Origin of the sequence: Pseudomonas sp. OTU5201, assembly GCF_038440135.1 — a bacterium.
Classification (GTDB): Bacteria; Pseudomonadota; Gammaproteobacteria; order Pseudomonadales; family Pseudomonadaceae; genus Metapseudomonas; species Metapseudomonas resinovorans.
In genome coordinates, this window is sequence record NZ_JASATC010000023.1 from 50862 (window position 1) to 65422 (window position 14561).

A 14561-nucleotide genomic window follows, 5' to 3' on the forward strand; every position below is an offset into this window, starting at 1 on the left:
TTCAGCCCCTCACGCCGGATTCGTATCCACCGGCCTCAAGGGCAGCACATTGCTGTTGCCCAGCCCGTGGGGTTGGCGCAGGAATTCTTCGATGCTGACCAGTGGCTGGGGACGACTGAGCAGATAGCCCTGGATGTAGTCGCAGCTATGGCCGCGCAGGAAGTCCAGCTGTTCGCGGGTCTCCACCCCTTCGGCCACCACCTGCAAGTGCAGCGTGTGGGCCATGCCGATGATGGCCTGGACGATCTCCATGTCGGCACGGCTGTCGGGGATGTCCATGACGAAGGAACGGTCGATCTTCAGGGTATCCAGGGGCAGGCGCTTCAGGTAGGCAAGCGATGAGTAGCCGGTGCCGAAGTCGTCGATGGAGATGCTTACGCCCAGATTGCGGATGCGTTCCAGCAGGTGCAGGGCCTGGTTGACGTTGTGCATCAGGGCATTTTCGGTGACTTCCAGCTCCAGCCGCTGCGGCCGTACGCCGTTCTCCCGCAGGGCGCGTTGTACTTCGTCCGCCAACTCGTCGCGGCAGAGGTTGAGTGCCGAGCAGTTGACTGCAACGCGCAGGTCCGGAAAGCCCTGGGCGGCCAGGCTGGCCAGGTCTCGACAGGCTTGACGCAGCACCCAGGCGTCCAGCTGGGCGATGAATCCGTTGGCCTCGGCTACGCCGATGAAACGATCTGGCGGCAGCAGGCCGAGCTGTGGGTGCTGCCAGCGCACCAGTGCTTCCAGCTTGGCCACCCGGCCAGTGTGCAGGTCGAGGATCGGCTGGTAACTGAGGTACAGGCCCTGTTCCTTGGCCAGCGCGAGGTGCAGTTCCTCTTCCAGTTGCAGCTCGAAGGTGGCCTTGTTCTTCAGATGACGGCTGAAGAAGTGCAGGTTATTGCGTCCGCTGCTCTTGGCCTGGTAGAGCGCGAGGTCTGCATGCTTGAGCAGTTCCTCGCAGGTTTCGCCATCGTCCGGGTAGACGCTGATGCCGATGCTGGTAGTCATGGTGATGTTGCGCCCGGCCAGGGTGATGGGTTCCTTCATGCGCTCCATGATGCGCTGGGACAGGGTCTTGGCCTCCATCAGGTTGTCCAGGCTGGCGAGCACGCAGAATTCGTCGCCTCCCAGCCGCGCGATCACATCTTCGCGACGCAGCACGCTGCGTACCCGTTCGGCCACCACCTTGAGCAACTCATCGCCAGCGTCGTGGCCCAGGCTGTCGTTGATGCGCTTGAAGTGGTCGACGTCAAGGAACATGACCGCCAGTGACTGCTTGAGCTCGGCGTGGGTTTGCAGCTTTTCCACGAAGTACTCGTTGAAGGCGCGCCGGTTGGGGAGGTTGGTCAAGGGGTCGAAATGGGCAACATTCTGCAGTTTCACCTTCACCTGCTCGAGTTCACCCAGCAGGTTGCTGACATGCTGCAGGTCGAGCTCCTTGCGTTGCAGTTTCTTGTCGACCCAGGCCACGCCCAGGGCAAAAAGCAGCACCATGCCGACAATCACCGCCAGGCTGGAACCAAGCTGTACGGCATTGTCCGCAGGTTCCAGATACAGTTCGGTGCCCTCCGGCACCGCCAGTTGCAGGGCCAGCATACCGGTGAAGTGCATGCTGCAAATGGCGCCCCCCATGGTCAGGCTGGCAGGGATCTTGAGCAGTTGGTGGCCTTCGCCGCGCTCGCGGAAGAAGGTGGACAGAAGCATGGCGGCCATGCTGGCAGCGATGGCGACGCCTACCGAGATGAAGACCATGCCGGGGTGGTAGTACTGGGTCGCCACCGAGCGGATGGCGGCCATGCCGCAGAAGTGCATGAGGGCGATGCCAAGGCCGACGGCCAGCGCCGCAGCCATATAGTGATGCGGTTCGACCTCGGAGCGGCCGAGGGTGTGCATGCCCACCAATGAGGCGGCGATTACGATCAGAAGGGAAAGCGTAGTGGTGGGGATGTCGTAGTCGATGGCGATCGGTGTCTCGAAGGCCAGCATGGCGATGAAGTGCATCGTCCAGATTCCGCCACCCAGGCAGCCGGCGCCGAGCCAGCTCCAGCGTCGTCGGGTTTCCGGCTGCTGGGCATGTGCGACCCGCTCGACCATGTCGAACGCGCAGTAGCTGGCACCCGAGGCCACGAGGAAGGCCAGCAGCACAAGCCAGCTGTTGTGGGTGCATGCCAGCAATATCTGGCCATCCGCGGGAAGTGCAGTACCGAAACGCAGGCCCAGCCAGTCCATAGAGGGGATTCCCATGCAGACGGTTAGACTTCGGGGGAGGGGGTTGCTGGCACAGTGCCGTCAGTATAGTCAGCGTGGGTGACCTAGATTGGACGTCCGTACCTGGGCGCTGAACGGTCGTCGGTGGGGGATGGTCGGCAGGGGCAGGCCTTCATCGCCGCCGCATCGGGTTACATAAATCAAACTAATTTTCGCAGACAGTAGTCGGCAGGACCCTCTAGATTGCAGTATCGACCCCGGCTTGCGGTTACCCGGAGGCCTGACAACAACAACGAGACCGACTCATGCAGCAATCTCCTCAAGCAGCCAATGCCTGGCGCGTGCTCTTTCTGCTGTTCCTGGCGAACCTGTTCAACTTCTTCGACCGCACCATCCCGGCCATCATCATCGAGCCGGTGCGTCATGAGTGGAGCCTGAGCGACTTCCAGTTGGGCCTGATCGGAACCGCTTTCACGCTGGTCTACGCGGTCGCCGGCGTACCGCTGGGGCGCATGGCCGATACTGGCGCGCGAAAGAAGATCATGGGCTGGGGCCTTGCGGTTTGGAGCGGCCTGACGGCCGTGAACGGCCTGGCCTGGAACTTCTGGAGCTTCCTGCTGGTGCGCATGGGGGTCGGCATTGGTGAAGCCAGCTACGCGCCAGCGGCCAACTCGCTGATCGGCGACCTTTTCCCCGCTCACAAGCGCGCCCGCGCCATGGGCATCTTCATGCTCGGTCTGCCACTCGGCCTGGTGCTGGCCTTCTTCACTATCGGCGCCATGGTCAAGGCCTTCGACAGCTGGCGTGCACCGTTCTTTATCGCCGCCGTGCCGGGACTGGTCCTGGCGCTCTTCATGTTCTTCATCAAGGAGCCTGCCCGCGGCGCCGCCGAAGCCGTGAAGGTGTCATCCACAACGCCGGTAGACAAACCGCTGCGCCGGGTGCTGGCGATCCGCACCTTCTGGTGGCTGACCCTCGCAGGCCTCACTTACAACTTCGCCACCTATGCCACCAACTCTTTCATGGTGCCGATGCTGCAACGCTACTTCCTGATGCCGCTGGAGCAGGCAGCCATCGCCACGGGCATCATCACTGGCCTCACCGGCCTGGTGGGGCTGACGCTGGGCGGCTGGGTGGCGGACAAGGTGCACCAGAAGTCCGAGCGCGGCCGCCTTCTGCTGGCGGCCTTCAGCATGCTCGTGGCGGCGGTTTGCACCGGCTATGCGCTGCTGGCCGGGCGTATCGAGATTGGCCTGTTCGTTGCCATATTCAGTCTGGGTTGGCTGTTCGCCTACAACTTCTACACCTGCGTCTACACCGCCATCCAGGATGTGGTGGAGCCGCGCCTGCGGGCGACCGCCATGGCGCTGTTCTTCGCCGGTCTCTACCTGCTGGGCGGGGGGCTTGGCCCGGTGGTCGTGGGGCTTCTGTCGGACCACTACTCCCAGGCGGCGATGCTGGCGGCCGGCGCGAGCGAGATGAACGAGACGTTCAAGGCCGTGGGCCTGCACAACGCCATGTTCCTGGTGCCGGTAGCGCTGACCCTGACCATGCTGGCGTTGTTCCAGGCGGCGCGTTGCTTCGTGCGCGATGCGGCGAACATGCGCGAAGGGCTGGCGGCGGCTGCAGCGGCAGCCTGATCGCCGTCCGAACGTAAAACGGCCCGCAATTGCAGGCCGTTTTTTTGAGGTGCGTTAATGGCCAGGGTGCCTGGCTGGACGGGTTGAGCGATACCGATCAACTCCTGCTGATGGGTATCGCTTCGTTCAAGCGGAGTGCCGCCCGTCACATCCTGCGAACCGCCCTTAGCCTGCGACGAGGATTCGAATCGACTCCAGGCGCAGGGCCGCCTTGTCCAGCAGTTGAAGCCCCTCGTCACGCTGGTGACGAACAGCTTCCAGTTCGCTGTCGCGTACGCTCGGGTTCACTGCCTGGAGCGCAGTGAGGCGCGCGAGCTCCTCGTCCAGTTCGGCCTTCAGGCGGCGCTGGGCTTCGGCCACGCGTTCGGCATGGCGCGGGGCGATCTTGGCTTCGGCGGCGTTGATCTGTGCCGCGAGCACGTCGCGCTGGGCCTGGACGAACTTGTTGGCACTGCCGCGCGGCACGCTCTCCAGTTGGTCGTTAAGGGTGTCGAAAGACACTTTGGAGGCCAGGTCATTGCCATTGGCGTCCAGCAGGCAACGCAAGGCCTTGGGTGGCAGGAAGCGGCTGAGCTGCAGGGCGCGCGGGGCCACCGCTTCGCTGACATAGATCAGTTCCAGCAGCACGGTGCCGGGCTTGAGTGCCTTGTTCTTGATCAGCGCCACGGCGGTGTTGCCCATGGAGCCGGAGAGCACCAGATCCATGCCGCCCTGCACCATCGGATGTTCCCAGGTGAGGAACTGCATGTCCTCGCGGGACAGGGCTTGGTTGCGATCGTAGGTGACGGTCACGCCTTCGTCGTCGCCGAGGGGGAAGCCAGCGTCGAGCATCTTCTCGCCGGGCTTGAGTACCAGGGCGTTCTCGGAGTGGTCTTCGCTGTCGATACCGAAGGCTTCGAACAGCGACTCCATATAGATGGGCAGGGCGAACTGGTCGTCCTGCTCGAGAATGTCCTCAACCAGTTGCTCGCCCTCACCGGCACCGCCGGAGTTGAGCTCCAGCAGGCGGTCGCGGCCGTTGTGCATTTCGCTTTCGAGGCGTTTGCGCTCGGTTTCGGCTTCGTTCACCAAGGCGTTCCAGGCATCGTCGTCGCCGCCTTCGAGCATCGGTAGCAGGCGCGGGCCGAACTGGTGCTGGATGGCATTGCCGGTGGGGCAGGTGGCGAGGAAGGCGTTCAGTGCCTGGTGGTACCACTGGAACAGGCGTTCCTGCGGGCTGGTTTCCAGGTAGGGCACATGAAGCTGGATGGTGTGCTTCTGGCCGATCCGGTCGAGACGGCCAATACGCTGTTCCAGCAGGTCCGGGTGGGCCGGCAGGTCGAACAGCACCAGGTGATGGGCGAACTGGAAGTTGCGGCCCTCGGACCCGATCTCCGAGCAGATCAGCACCTGGGCGCCGAACTCTTCGTCCGCAAAGTAGGCGGCGGCACGGTCGCGCTCGAGGATGCTCATGCCTTCGTGGAACACGGTGGCAGGGATGCCGGAGCGCACACGCAGGGCGTCTTCCAGGTCCAGGGCGGTTTCCGCGTGGGCGCAGATCACCAGCACCTTGAACTTCTTCAGCATCTTCAGGGTGTCGATCAGCCACTCGACGCGCGGGTCGAAGCGCCACCAGCGCTCGGCGTCATCGCCGTTGTCCTGCTGGGACTGGAAGCTGACTTCCGGGTAGAGGTCCGGGTGGTCACCGATCGGCAACTCCATGTACTCGACCGGGTTGGGCAGTGGATAGGGGTGCAGGTTGCGTTCGGGGAAGCCCTGCACGGCGGCGCGGGTGTTGCGGAAGAGCACGCGGCCGGTGCCGTGGCGGTCCAGCAGCTCACGCACCAGGCGCGGAGCGGCTTCCTCGTCGCCAGCGGCCAGGGCTTTGAGCAGGCCTTCGCCTTCTTCCCCGAGGAAGCCTTTGATGGTCGCTTCGGCCTTGGCGCTCAGGCGACCCTGGTCCAGCAGTTCCTGGACGGCTTCTGCCACCGGGCGGTAGTTGGCGCTTTCGGCGCGGAAGGCTTCCAGGTCGTGGAAACGGCTCGGGTCCAGCAGGCGCAGACGTGCGAAGTGGCTTTCCTGGCCCAGCTGTTCCGGGGTGGCGGTGAGCAACAGCACGCCGGGGATGGTTTCGGCCAGTTGCTCCACCAGACGGTATTCGGGGCTGGCCTGTTCCGGGTGCCAGACCAGGTGGTGGGCTTCGTCGACTACCAGCAGGTCCCAACCGGCGGCGAAGGCGGCATCCTGGGCGCGCTCGCTGCTTTTCAGCCACTCTAGGGAAACCAGGGCCAACTGGCTGTCCTCGAAGGGGTTGCTGGCGTCGCTTTCGGCAAAGCGTTCGGCGTCGAAGAGGGCGACCTGCAGGTTGAAGCGACGGCGCATTTCCACCAGCCACTGGTGCTGGAGGTTCTCCGGTACCAGGATCAACACCCGGCTGGCGCGACCGGAGATGAGCTGGCGGTGGATGACGAGGCCGGCTTCGATGGTCTTGCCCAGGCCCACTTCGTCGGCCAGCAGGACGCGCGGCGCTACACGGTCGGCCACTTCACGGGCGATGTGCAGTTGGTGGGCGATGGGCTGGGCGCGGGTGCCGCCCAGGCCCCAGAGGGAGGATTGCAGCAGGCGCGAGCGGTGCTCCAGGGTGTGGTAGCGCAGGGCGAACCACTTGTGCGGGTCGATCTGGCCGGCGAACAGGCGGTCATTGGCCAGGCGGAATTGGATAAAGTTGTTCAGCTGGGTTTCCGGCAGGATGCGGGGCTCATTCTGCGCGGTGATGCCGTGGTAGATCAGCAGGCCGTCGATATCCTCGACTTCCTGGACGTTGAGCTTCCAGCCGTCGAAGTGGGTGATTTCGTCGCCCGGGGCGAAGCGCACGCGTGTCAGCGGCGCATTGCGCAGCGCGTACTGGCGGGTCTCGCCAGTGGCCGGGTAGAGCACGGTGAGCAGGCGGCCATCCGATGTCAGGATGGTTCCGAGCCCAAGCTCTGCTTCGCTGTCACTGATCCAGCGTTGCCCCGGTTGATACTGCTGCGCCATGCGTGTCTCCCTGAGATGAAAAAAGCCGCGTATGTTAACGGAACCGAGGGCGCAGGGCGACGCCGGATGCGGCCCGTATATCCGCAAAAGTGTAGCGAGCGCCGTTAAAGAAGCGGCAAAGACGGCCGACAGACTGACCAAAGGAGGGCTTCAACATGTTGCCACCCATTCCGCAAGGCCTGGTCCCTGTTACCGCCCAGCAGGATGTGGTCAGGCCGCGCCCAGACATTCTGCCGGTCACGCCCGTGCAGGAGAGCGCGCAAGAGAGTGCCGTCAGCCTGGACAAGCGCCATCCTCAGGAGGCCGAGGAACTGCTGCGCGAGGAGCAGCGGCGGCGCCAACGGCGAGGCTACACGCCCCAGGAGCTGGCCACGGGGGAAGTGGCTGAAGCGGACCAGGCCGTGCTGGACGAGTTGCCGCGTCAGGGGTTGTGGGTGGATGTGGAGGTTTGAGCCGAGCACAATGGGCCTGATTCTTCCTTGAGCCGACACCGGTGGACCTGTTCGACGAAATTCCCCTCCGATTGCCCGACGCCGAATTGCGCTTCGAACCGCACTTCCTTTCTTCGGCGCAGGCGAGCGATTGGCTGACCCGGCTGGTGGCTGAAACGCCTTGGGAACAGCCCGAAGTTCATCTCCATGGCCGTTACTATCCCGTGCCACGTCTGGTGGCGTGGTACGGCGACCCCGAGGCCAGCTACCGCTATTCCGGTCTGACCCACCAGCCCTTGCCCTGGACGCCACTGCTGGCGGAGATCCGCATACGGGTTGCAGAGGCCGTGGGGCAGCCCCTCAATGGTGTTCTCCTCAACTATTACCGAGATGGCCAGGATTCCATGGGCTGGCACAGCGACGACGAACCCGAACTTGGGCGCAATCCTCTGGTTGCCTCGCTCAATCTGGGTGGCACCCGCCGATTCGACCTGCGCCGCAAGGGCGGGAGCCGCATCGAGCACTCCCTGGAACTGGGCCATGGCGCGCTACTGGTCATGAGCGGGCCAACGCAGCATCATTGGCAGCATCAGGTGGCGAAGACCCGTATCCCTTGCGCCCCCCGGCTCAATCTCACCTTCCGCTGGATCCGCTTATGAGCAACGACGAAAATCTGATCGACTTCGGCGCCGAGCGCGACAAACGCATCCATGACGTCCACGAAAAGCGCCTGAACGACATGCGCAAGGCATTCGAGCAGGCCATGCCCCTTTCTCAGCCCAAGGGCAAGAAGGGCGGCAAGAAGCCGAAGAAGCGCTGAGGTCTCCCGGCCTTCACCGCACTTCGATCGGCGATCCACCGAGATTCTGTCCACGGCTTTGCGGGGGGCGAATTCATTCGCAAATGAATTGGCTCCCGCAAAGCGGCTGTTCCAAGCCTTTCCGCTGTCTCACACCCTCCGAAAATTGACCTGGATCAGTATCCAGACCGCCTTTCCGCGGGCCCTTGGAAGCTATTGATCCAGATCAATTTTCGCGTCCTGCTGCACGGGTACCTTGAGCCCATCGAAGCAACAACGCCACACGCAGGAGGCAGATCATGTTCGTCGATACAGTGGTTCTCGCCGGTATAGGCACCGTCGGCCTCATGGTCGCTTTCTTCGCCGGGGTTGGTTACTTCATCTGGAAGGACTCGCACAAGCGCAAGCCGCGTTGAGTTACTCCGGCTTTACAGGCACGCAAGGCACCTCGGGCGACTTCGGTCGCCCATTTTTTTGTTCCTGCTTTTCTTCCATCGCGGCCCGCGCCAGACTGGCGCCATGCCGATCCAGACCCTTTCCCGCCTCTCTGAAATCGATCCGCAGCACTGGAATGCCTTGCTGCCGAACGACCAGCCATTCCTGCAGCACGCCTTTCTCTGCGCCCTTGAAGAAAGCGGCAGCGTGGGTGGCCGTAGCGGCTGGCACCCGGCCCATCATCTTCTGCGCGGGAAGAGCGGCGAACTGAAGGCGGCTCTGCCGGCCTATCTCAAGAGTCATTCCTACGGCGAGTACGTCTTCGACTGGGCCTGGGCTGATGCCTGCCAGCGCTCTGGTATCCCGTACTATCCCAAGTTGCTGGCGGCGGTACCCTTCACTCCGGTAGGCGGTGCAAGGTTGCTGGCGGTAGATGACGCTGCGGCCGGCGAACTGCTCGACGCGGTGGTGGCCGATGTGGTTGCCGACGATCTCTCGGGCCTGCATATCAACTTCACCGATGCCTTTGCCGACCATCACCTGCGTGGCCGTGAAGGTTGGCTGGAACGCCTGGGCTGCCAGTTCCATTGGCGCAACCATGGCTACCGGGACTTCCAGGATTTTCTCGACGCCTTGAGTTCGCGCAAGCGCAAGCAGATCCGCAAGGAACGTGAGCAGGTGGCGGGGCAGGGGATCGAGTTCCAGTGGCACCGCGGCCAGGAGCTGGAGGAATCGGACTGGGATTTCATCTACGCCTGTTATGCCAACACCTATCGGGTGCGGGGCCAGGCGCCCTACCTGACGCGTGCCTTCTTCAGCCTGCTGGCCGAGCGGATGCCGGAGGCCATTCGCGTGGCGCTGGCGCTGCAATCGAACCGACCGGTTGCCATGGCGTTTTCGCTACAGGGGGGCGACACCCTCTACGGGCGCTACTGGGGGTGTCTGGCAGAGTTCGACAGGCTGCATTTCGAAACCTGCTTCTACCAGGGAATCGACCAGGCCATCGCCACAGGGCTCCAGCGCTTTGATGCCGGGGCCCAAGGTGAGCACAAGTTGATTCGAGGATTCGAGCCGGTGATCACCCGCTCCTGGCACTGGCTGGCCCATCCTGGTTTGCGTGCCGCGGTGGACGATTTCCTGGTGCAGGAGCGGGGTGGGGTGCTGGCCTACGCGGAAGAGGCGCGTGGCCTGCTGCCCTATCGGCGAGACTGATCAGCCGATCTGGGTGGTGTCGGGGGTTACGGTGCTGCCGCCCCACTCGAGGAAGCGGATCTTGTGGACTTCACCTTCGCTGTCTTCGTAGACGAGGGTGACCGGCACGACGCCGATTTTCTGGGAGGTATCGGTGCGGTGCAGCACTTTCTGGACGTCGATCTCCATCCCGTAGTGGTAGTCCACTGGCGCCACTCCGGCACCTTGATTCTGAAGGCCATCCTGGGCGAATACGCTGGGCGCGAGGCTGGAGAGCAGGGCGCTGACAACTGAGGCCATTTTCATAAGGCTTGTATTCCTCTGTTGGGTTTCGCTTACAAGGGACTTTATCTGACCCATCGAGAACGGTTAGTTCAGTGACCCCCTTCGGTGATACTGCTTTGAGCGTTTTTTGATCACCCGGAATTGCCCGAGGTAGAGGTGCTGCGACCGTTTGTCGCACTTCTGGAAATTTCCCCTTTCCTGGTCTACCGGAACGTTCGCTGTCCCGATCAATTCATTTGAACTTGGGAAGCCACGTCCTTAGGGCGTGGTCATGAATCATCGGCTGTGCCTGTGACGATCGGAATGCCTGATTTACAGGATGAAATCGGATTGTCAGTAGTGCGACGTGGCGGGACTCATTCCACGCCGACGAAGCCGCCGGTCTGGTGCTGCCAGAGGCGCGCGTACAGGCCCCCGTGCTCCAGCAGCTCCGTGTGGCTGCCGCTTTCGACGACGCGACCCTTGTCCAGCACCACCAGGCGATCCATACGGGCGATGGTGGAAAGTCGGTGGGCGATGGCGATCACCGTCTTTCCGCGCATCAGGGTTTCCAGGCTTTCCTGAATGGCGGCCTCCACTTCCGAGTCGAGTGCCGAGGTGGCCTCGTCGAGGATCAGGATGGGCGCGTCCTTGAGCAATACGCGCGCGATGGCGATGCGCTGGCGCTGGCCGCCAGACAGCTTCACGCCGCGCTCGCCGACATGGGCGTCGAAGCCGCAACGCCCACTGGCATCCGAGAGCAGCGGCACGAACTCATCTGCACGGGCCTTGCGAACGGCATCCTGCAGTTCGGCGTCGCTGGCTCTGGGGCGGCCGTAGAGCAGATTGTCACGGATCGAACGATGCAGCAGCGAGGTGTCCTGGGTGACCATGCCGATCTGTGCCCGCAGGCTCTCTTGGGTCACGCGGGCGATGTCCTGGCCGTCGATGAGGATGCGCCCGCGTTCCAGATCGTAGAGGCGCAGCAGCAGGTTGACCAGGGTCGACTTGCCGGCACCGGAGGGGCCGACCAGGCCGATCTTCTCTCCAGGCCGTACCACCAGGTCCAGGCCCTCGATCACCCCACTGCCCTTGCCGTAATGGAAGGCGATGTGCTCGAAGCGCACCTCGCCCCGGTCTACCCGTAGCGGCTCGGCATCCGGGTGGTCGGTCACCTGGCGAGGCACGGCGATGGTCTGCATGCCGTCCTGGACCTGGCCGATGTTGTCGAAGATGCCGGTGACCACCCACATGATCCAGCCGGACATGCTGATGATGCGGATCACCAGTCCGGTGGCCAGAGCAATGGCGCCGACACTGATCAGCCCCTGGTTGCACAGCCACAGGGCCAGGCCGCAGGTGCTGACGATCAGCAGGCCGCCCATGATGGTCACGGTGGCGTCCATGGCGGTGATCACCCGCGCCATCGCCTGGGATTTACGGGTCTGGTCGCCGATGGCTTCGCGGGCGTAGTCCTCTTCCTCGCGGGTATGGGCGAAGAGCTTGAGGGTGGTGATGTTGGTATAGCCGTCGACGATGCGCCCCATCAGCCGCGAGCGGGAATCGGAGGACTCCACCGAGCGCTGCTTCACCCGTGGCACGAAGTAGTGGAGTGCGCAGAGATACCCGGCTATCCACAGCGCCAGGGGAATCATGAGGCGCCAGTCCGCCTCGGCGAACAGCATCAGCGAACTGATCGCGTAGATCAGCACGTGCCAGAGCGCGTCCACCGCTTGCACCGCCGAGTCGCGCAGGGAGTTGCCAGTCTGCATGATGCGCTGGGCGATGCGTCCGGCGAAGTCGTTCTGGAAGAAGCCCAGGCTCTGTTTCAGCACATAGCGGTGGTTCTGCCAGCGGATCAGGTTGGTCAGGCCGGGCGTGATGCTCTGGTGCACCAGCAGGTCGTGCAGGCTGCCGAACAACGGCCGCAGGATCAGCGTCACCACGGCCATCCAGGCCAGTTCAGTACCGTGGCGCTGGAAGAGCTCGCCCACCGGAGTCGCCTGGACCATATCGACGATGCGGCCGAGGAAGCTGAACAGTGCCACTTCGATCAGGGCAACGATCAGCCCCACCAGTAGCAGGGCGCTGAAGATCGGCCAGACCTGGCGCAGATAGTAGGTGTAGAAGCGCAGCACGCTGCGCGGAGGCATCTCGTCTGGCGCCTGGCGAAAGACGTCGATAAGGCGCTCGAAGCGTTGAAAAAGCATGGCGAATCCATCCGAGAGTGGAGCGGTCGGCCCGGGCTTCCTGCCCGGGCTGAGAGCGTCAGAGCCGTTTGGCGGAGAGGATCACCACCGGTTGCAGCGGCACGTTCTGGAACATGCCGCGGTTGCCGGTGGGCACATTGGCGATCTGGTCCACGACATCCATGCCGCGTACCACCCTGCCGAACACCGCGTAGCCGAAGTCGCGGCCGCCGTGGTCGAGGAACGCGTTGTCGTTGTGGTTGATGAAGAACTGGCTGGTGGCCGAATTCACCTCCTGGGTGCGGGCCATGGCCAGGGTACCGCGCAGGTTGCGCAGGCCATTGTCCGCCTCGTTCTTGATCGGGTCGCGGGTGTCCTTCTGGCTCATCTCGGTGTCGAAACCACCGCCCTGGATCATGAAACCGGGGATCACGCGGTGGAACACGGTGCCGTTGTAGAAGCCGGCGTCCACGTAGTCGAGGAAGTTCTTCACGCTGACCGGGGCCTTGTCGGCCTCCAGTTCCACTTCGATCTCCCCAGCACTGGTGGTCAGCAGCACATGGGGCTTGTCGGCGGCCATTACGTTGAGGGATACGAGCAGGGCGCAGGCGCCCAGGACGAGTTTCTTCAGCATGGGTTTTGTTCCTTGTTGCGCTCCACTTCGGCCAGGAAGTCGAGCAGGGTGGTGTTGAAACGTTCGGGTTGGTCCAGCGGCGTGGCGTGACGGGAGTTCTCGATGACCACCAGGCGAGCGTTAGGCATCTCCTTTACGTAGGCCTCTTTCTGCGAAACCGGGGTGTAGTCGCGGTCGGCGGTGATCACCAGGGTAGGACACTGGATGCGTCGCAGGCGATCCCGCACGCCCCAGCCGATGATGGCGTTCAAGGCCGAGAGGTAGGCGCGTTTGTCGTTCTGCGGCCAGCGTTCCTCGATCTTGCGGCGCAGGTCGGCCTGCTCGGGCAGCGGGAACAGCAGGCTGCCCAGGGCCTTGGCAATGCTGTCGAGGCTGAGCAGGCGAGAGAAGGTCCAGCGCTTGGCGATTTCCAGGTAGTCCTTCGGCGAGTGGGGCTTCACCTCAGGTCCGCTGTTGACGATGGTCAGGCTGCGCAGCAGTTCGGGATGATCGACGCCGAGCTGGAAGCCGATCATGCCGCCCATGCTGATGCCCACCAGATGGACGTCGATCAGTCCGAGGTGCTCGATCAGTGCCGTCACGTCATCGGAGAAAGCGGCGATGCTGTAGCGCTCGCGCGGCTTGTCGGAGCGGCCGTGGCCGCGCACATCGAGGACGACCACCCGGTACTGGGCGGCCAGGGCAGGGACCTGGTACTCCCAGTCTCGGGTGCTCGAACCCAGCCCGTGGACCAGCACTACCGGCATGCCGTGGCCGTAATCCTCGTAATGAAGCTGACAACCATCGTTCTCGAAGTAGGACATGCATGACCTCCTGTCAGATGCTGGAAACCGGTGCCGCGAAGGCAACGTCGAGCGGTGCGGAGTCGAAGGTCTTGATCAGTTCGACCAGGATCTGCGAGGCCGGCCCAAGAGCCTTGTCCTTGTTGGCGTAGAGAGAGAAGGAGGGATGGCGGCTGCCGCCTTGCTCCATGGGCAAGGGCTTGAGCTGGCCTTCCTTGAGCTCCCGTTCGATCAGGTGGCGTGGCAGCCAGGCGAAACCGAGGCCGCTGCTGACAAAGTTGGCGGCGGTTGACAGGCTACCCACCGTCCAGCGTTGTTCGGCGCCCAGCCAGCCGACGTTGCGTGGCTGGGTACGCCCCGTGTCGCGGATCACGACTTGCAGTTGGCTCTCCAGGTCCTGGAAGTTGATCTGGCGTTGCAGTCGGTGCAGGGGGTGGTCGGGATGGGCGACCGCGATGAACTCCACCGAACCGAGGCCAGCGCCCAGGTAGCCCTGGATGTCCAGGGTGGTAATGGCCAGGTCCGCGGAGCCTTCCAGCAGCACCTCCTCGACACCGGACAGCACTTCCTCACGCAGGCGCACGCGGCAACCGCGACTCTGCGGCATGAAGGCGGACAGTGCACGCACCAGGCGGGCGTTGGGGTAGGCCGCGTCGACGACCAGGCGTACTTCCGCCTCCCAGCCCTGCTCCATGTGGTGCGCGAGTTCTTCAAGCTGGCTGGCCTGCTTGACCAACTGCCGCGAACGACGCAACAGCACTTCGCCTGCTTCGGTCAGCACCGCCTTGCGCCCTTCGATGCGCAACAGGGGAACGCCCAGTTGTTCCTGCATTCGCGCGACCGTATAGCTGACCGAGGATTGCGAACGGTGTGTAGCCTCGGCGGCTTGGGCGAAGCCGCCATGGTCCACCACGGCCTGGAGAGTGCGCCACTGGTCCAGGGTAACGCGCGGGGCTTTCATGCTGTCCTGCTCCTCTAGCTGCTTATGCCG

At 63.5% G+C, this 14561-nt stretch carries 13 protein-coding genes; 6 read left to right on the plus strand and 7 right to left on the minus strand.

The features are described from left to right. Positions 1-9 precede the first annotated feature (9 nt). Positions 10-2211 carry a putative bifunctional diguanylate cyclase/phosphodiesterase gene (locus AAHM40_RS15660; RefSeq protein ID WP_342245467.1) on the minus strand — a complete coding sequence of 734 codons (2202 nt, stop codon included), beginning with the start codon at positions 2209-2211 and terminating at the stop codon, positions 10-12. A gap of 284 nt (positions 2212-2495) precedes the next feature. Between AAHM40_RS15660 and AAHM40_RS15665 the strand changes: the two genes are divergently transcribed. Beyond that, positions 2496-3830, plus strand: a complete 1335-nt coding sequence (locus tag AAHM40_RS15665; RefSeq protein WP_342245468.1) for a spinster family MFS transporter — start codon at positions 2496-2498, stop codon at positions 3828-3830. A 165-nt stretch (positions 3831-3995) separates the two neighbouring features. On the opposite strand, the gene rapA is transcribed toward AAHM40_RS15665, so the two are convergent. Next, positions 3996-6845 carry an RNA polymerase-associated protein RapA gene (gene rapA / locus AAHM40_RS15670; protein WP_342245469.1) on the minus strand — a complete coding sequence of 950 codons (2850 nt, stop codon included), beginning with the start codon at positions 6843-6845 and terminating at the stop codon, positions 3996-3998. Positions 6846-7000: 155 nt separating this feature from the next. Here rapA and AAHM40_RS15675 point away from each other — a divergent pair, with 155 nt between their 5' ends. The 5 genes from AAHM40_RS15675 (at position 7001) to AAHM40_RS15695 (ending at position 9722) form a co-directional block, all read left to right on the plus strand. Continuing rightward, positions 7001-7297, plus strand: coding sequence for an aspartate-semialdehyde dehydrogenase (locus AAHM40_RS15675; protein ID WP_342245470.1), 297 nt, complete (start codon positions 7001-7003; stop codon positions 7295-7297). Positions 7298-7338: 41 nt separating this feature from the next. Then, positions 7339-7935, plus strand: a complete 597-nt coding sequence (locus tag AAHM40_RS15680; RefSeq protein WP_342245471.1) for an alpha-ketoglutarate-dependent dioxygenase AlkB family protein — start codon at positions 7339-7341, stop codon at positions 7933-7935. Further along, positions 7932-8096, plus strand: coding sequence for a hypothetical protein (locus tag AAHM40_RS15685; RefSeq protein ID WP_169338765.1), 165 nt, complete (start codon positions 7932-7934; stop codon positions 8094-8096). Before AAHM40_RS15680 ends, AAHM40_RS15685 begins: the two co-directional genes overlap by 4 nt. Positions 8097-8374: 278 nt before the next feature. After that, positions 8375-8491 carry a cytochrome c oxidase subunit CcoM gene (gene ccoM, locus AAHM40_RS15690; protein ID WP_280359762.1) on the plus strand — a complete coding sequence of 39 codons (117 nt, stop codon included), beginning with the start codon at positions 8375-8377 and terminating at the stop codon, positions 8489-8491. Positions 8492-8594: 103 nt separating this feature from the next. Then, positions 8595-9722, plus strand: coding sequence for a GNAT family N-acetyltransferase (locus AAHM40_RS15695; RefSeq protein WP_342245472.1), 1128 nt, complete (start codon positions 8595-8597; stop codon positions 9720-9722). On the opposite strand, the gene AAHM40_RS15700 is transcribed toward AAHM40_RS15695, so the two are convergent. From AAHM40_RS15700 to AAHM40_RS15720, 5 genes are all read right to left on the minus strand, one after another. After that, complete coding sequence (locus tag AAHM40_RS15700) at positions 9723-10007, minus strand: DUF2790 domain-containing protein (protein WP_280282412.1); 285 nt, start codon at positions 10005-10007, stop codon at positions 9723-9725. It abuts the gene before it with no gap. 335 nt (positions 10008-10342) lie between these two features. Further along, complete coding sequence (locus tag AAHM40_RS15705; RefSeq protein ID WP_342245473.1) at positions 10343-12175, minus strand: ABC transporter ATP-binding protein; 1833 nt, start codon at positions 12173-12175, stop codon at positions 10343-10345. A gap of 58 nt (positions 12176-12233) precedes the next feature. Next, positions 12234-12788 (minus strand): peptidylprolyl isomerase, encoded by a 555-nt coding sequence (locus tag AAHM40_RS15710; RefSeq protein WP_342245474.1) that lies wholly within the window; start codon positions 12786-12788, stop codon positions 12234-12236. After that, positions 12782-13591, minus strand: coding sequence for an alpha/beta fold hydrolase (locus tag AAHM40_RS15715; protein ID WP_342245475.1), 810 nt, complete (start codon positions 13589-13591; stop codon positions 12782-12784). The genes AAHM40_RS15710 and AAHM40_RS15715 overlap by 7 nt, the downstream gene beginning before the upstream one ends. Before the next feature lie 13 nt (positions 13592-13604). Then, complete coding sequence (locus AAHM40_RS15720) at positions 13605-14531, minus strand: LysR family transcriptional regulator (protein WP_342245476.1); 927 nt, start codon at positions 14529-14531, stop codon at positions 13605-13607. Positions 14532-14561: the final 30 nt, after the last annotated feature.

Bases quoted from the DNA above. Each gene is read 5' to 3' on its own strand.
- AAHM40_RS15720 (WP_342245476.1), bottom strand. From the start codon at position 14,531: ATGAAAGCCCCGCGCGTTACCCTGGACCAGTGGCGCACTCTCCAGGCC.
- AAHM40_RS15685 (WP_169338765.1), top strand. From the start codon at position 7,932: ATGAGCAACGACGAAAATCTGATCGACTTCGGCGCCGAGCGCGACAAA.
- AAHM40_RS15700 (WP_280282412.1), bottom strand. From the start codon at position 10,007: ATGAAAATGGCCTCAGTTGTCAGCGCCCTGCTCTCCAGCCTCGCGCCC.
- AAHM40_RS15705 (WP_342245473.1), bottom strand. From the start codon at position 12,175: ATGCTTTTTCAACGCTTCGAGCGCCTTATCGACGTCTTTCGCCAGGCG.
- rapA (WP_342245469.1), bottom strand. From the start codon at position 6,845: ATGGCGCAGCAGTATCAACCGGGGCAACGCTGGATCAGTGACAGCGAA.
- AAHM40_RS15665 (WP_342245468.1), top strand. From the start codon at position 2,496: ATGCAGCAATCTCCTCAAGCAGCCAATGCCTGGCGCGTGCTCTTTCTG.
- AAHM40_RS15660 (WP_342245467.1), bottom strand. From the start codon at position 2,211: ATGGACTGGCTGGGCCTGCGTTTCGGTACTGCACTTCCCGCGGATGGC.
- AAHM40_RS15710 (WP_342245474.1), bottom strand. From the start codon at position 12,788: ATGCTGAAGAAACTCGTCCTGGGCGCCTGCGCCCTGCTCGTATCCCTC.
- ccoM (WP_280359762.1), top strand. From the start codon at position 8,375: ATGTTCGTCGATACAGTGGTTCTCGCCGGTATAGGCACCGTCGGCCTC.
- AAHM40_RS15675 (WP_342245470.1), top strand. From the start codon at position 7,001: ATGTTGCCACCCATTCCGCAAGGCCTGGTCCCTGTTACCGCCCAGCAG.
- AAHM40_RS15695 (WP_342245472.1), top strand. From the start codon at position 8,595: ATGCCGATCCAGACCCTTTCCCGCCTCTCTGAAATCGATCCGCAGCAC.
- AAHM40_RS15715 (WP_342245475.1), bottom strand. From the start codon at position 13,591: ATGTCCTACTTCGAGAACGATGGTTGTCAGCTTCATTACGAGGATTAC.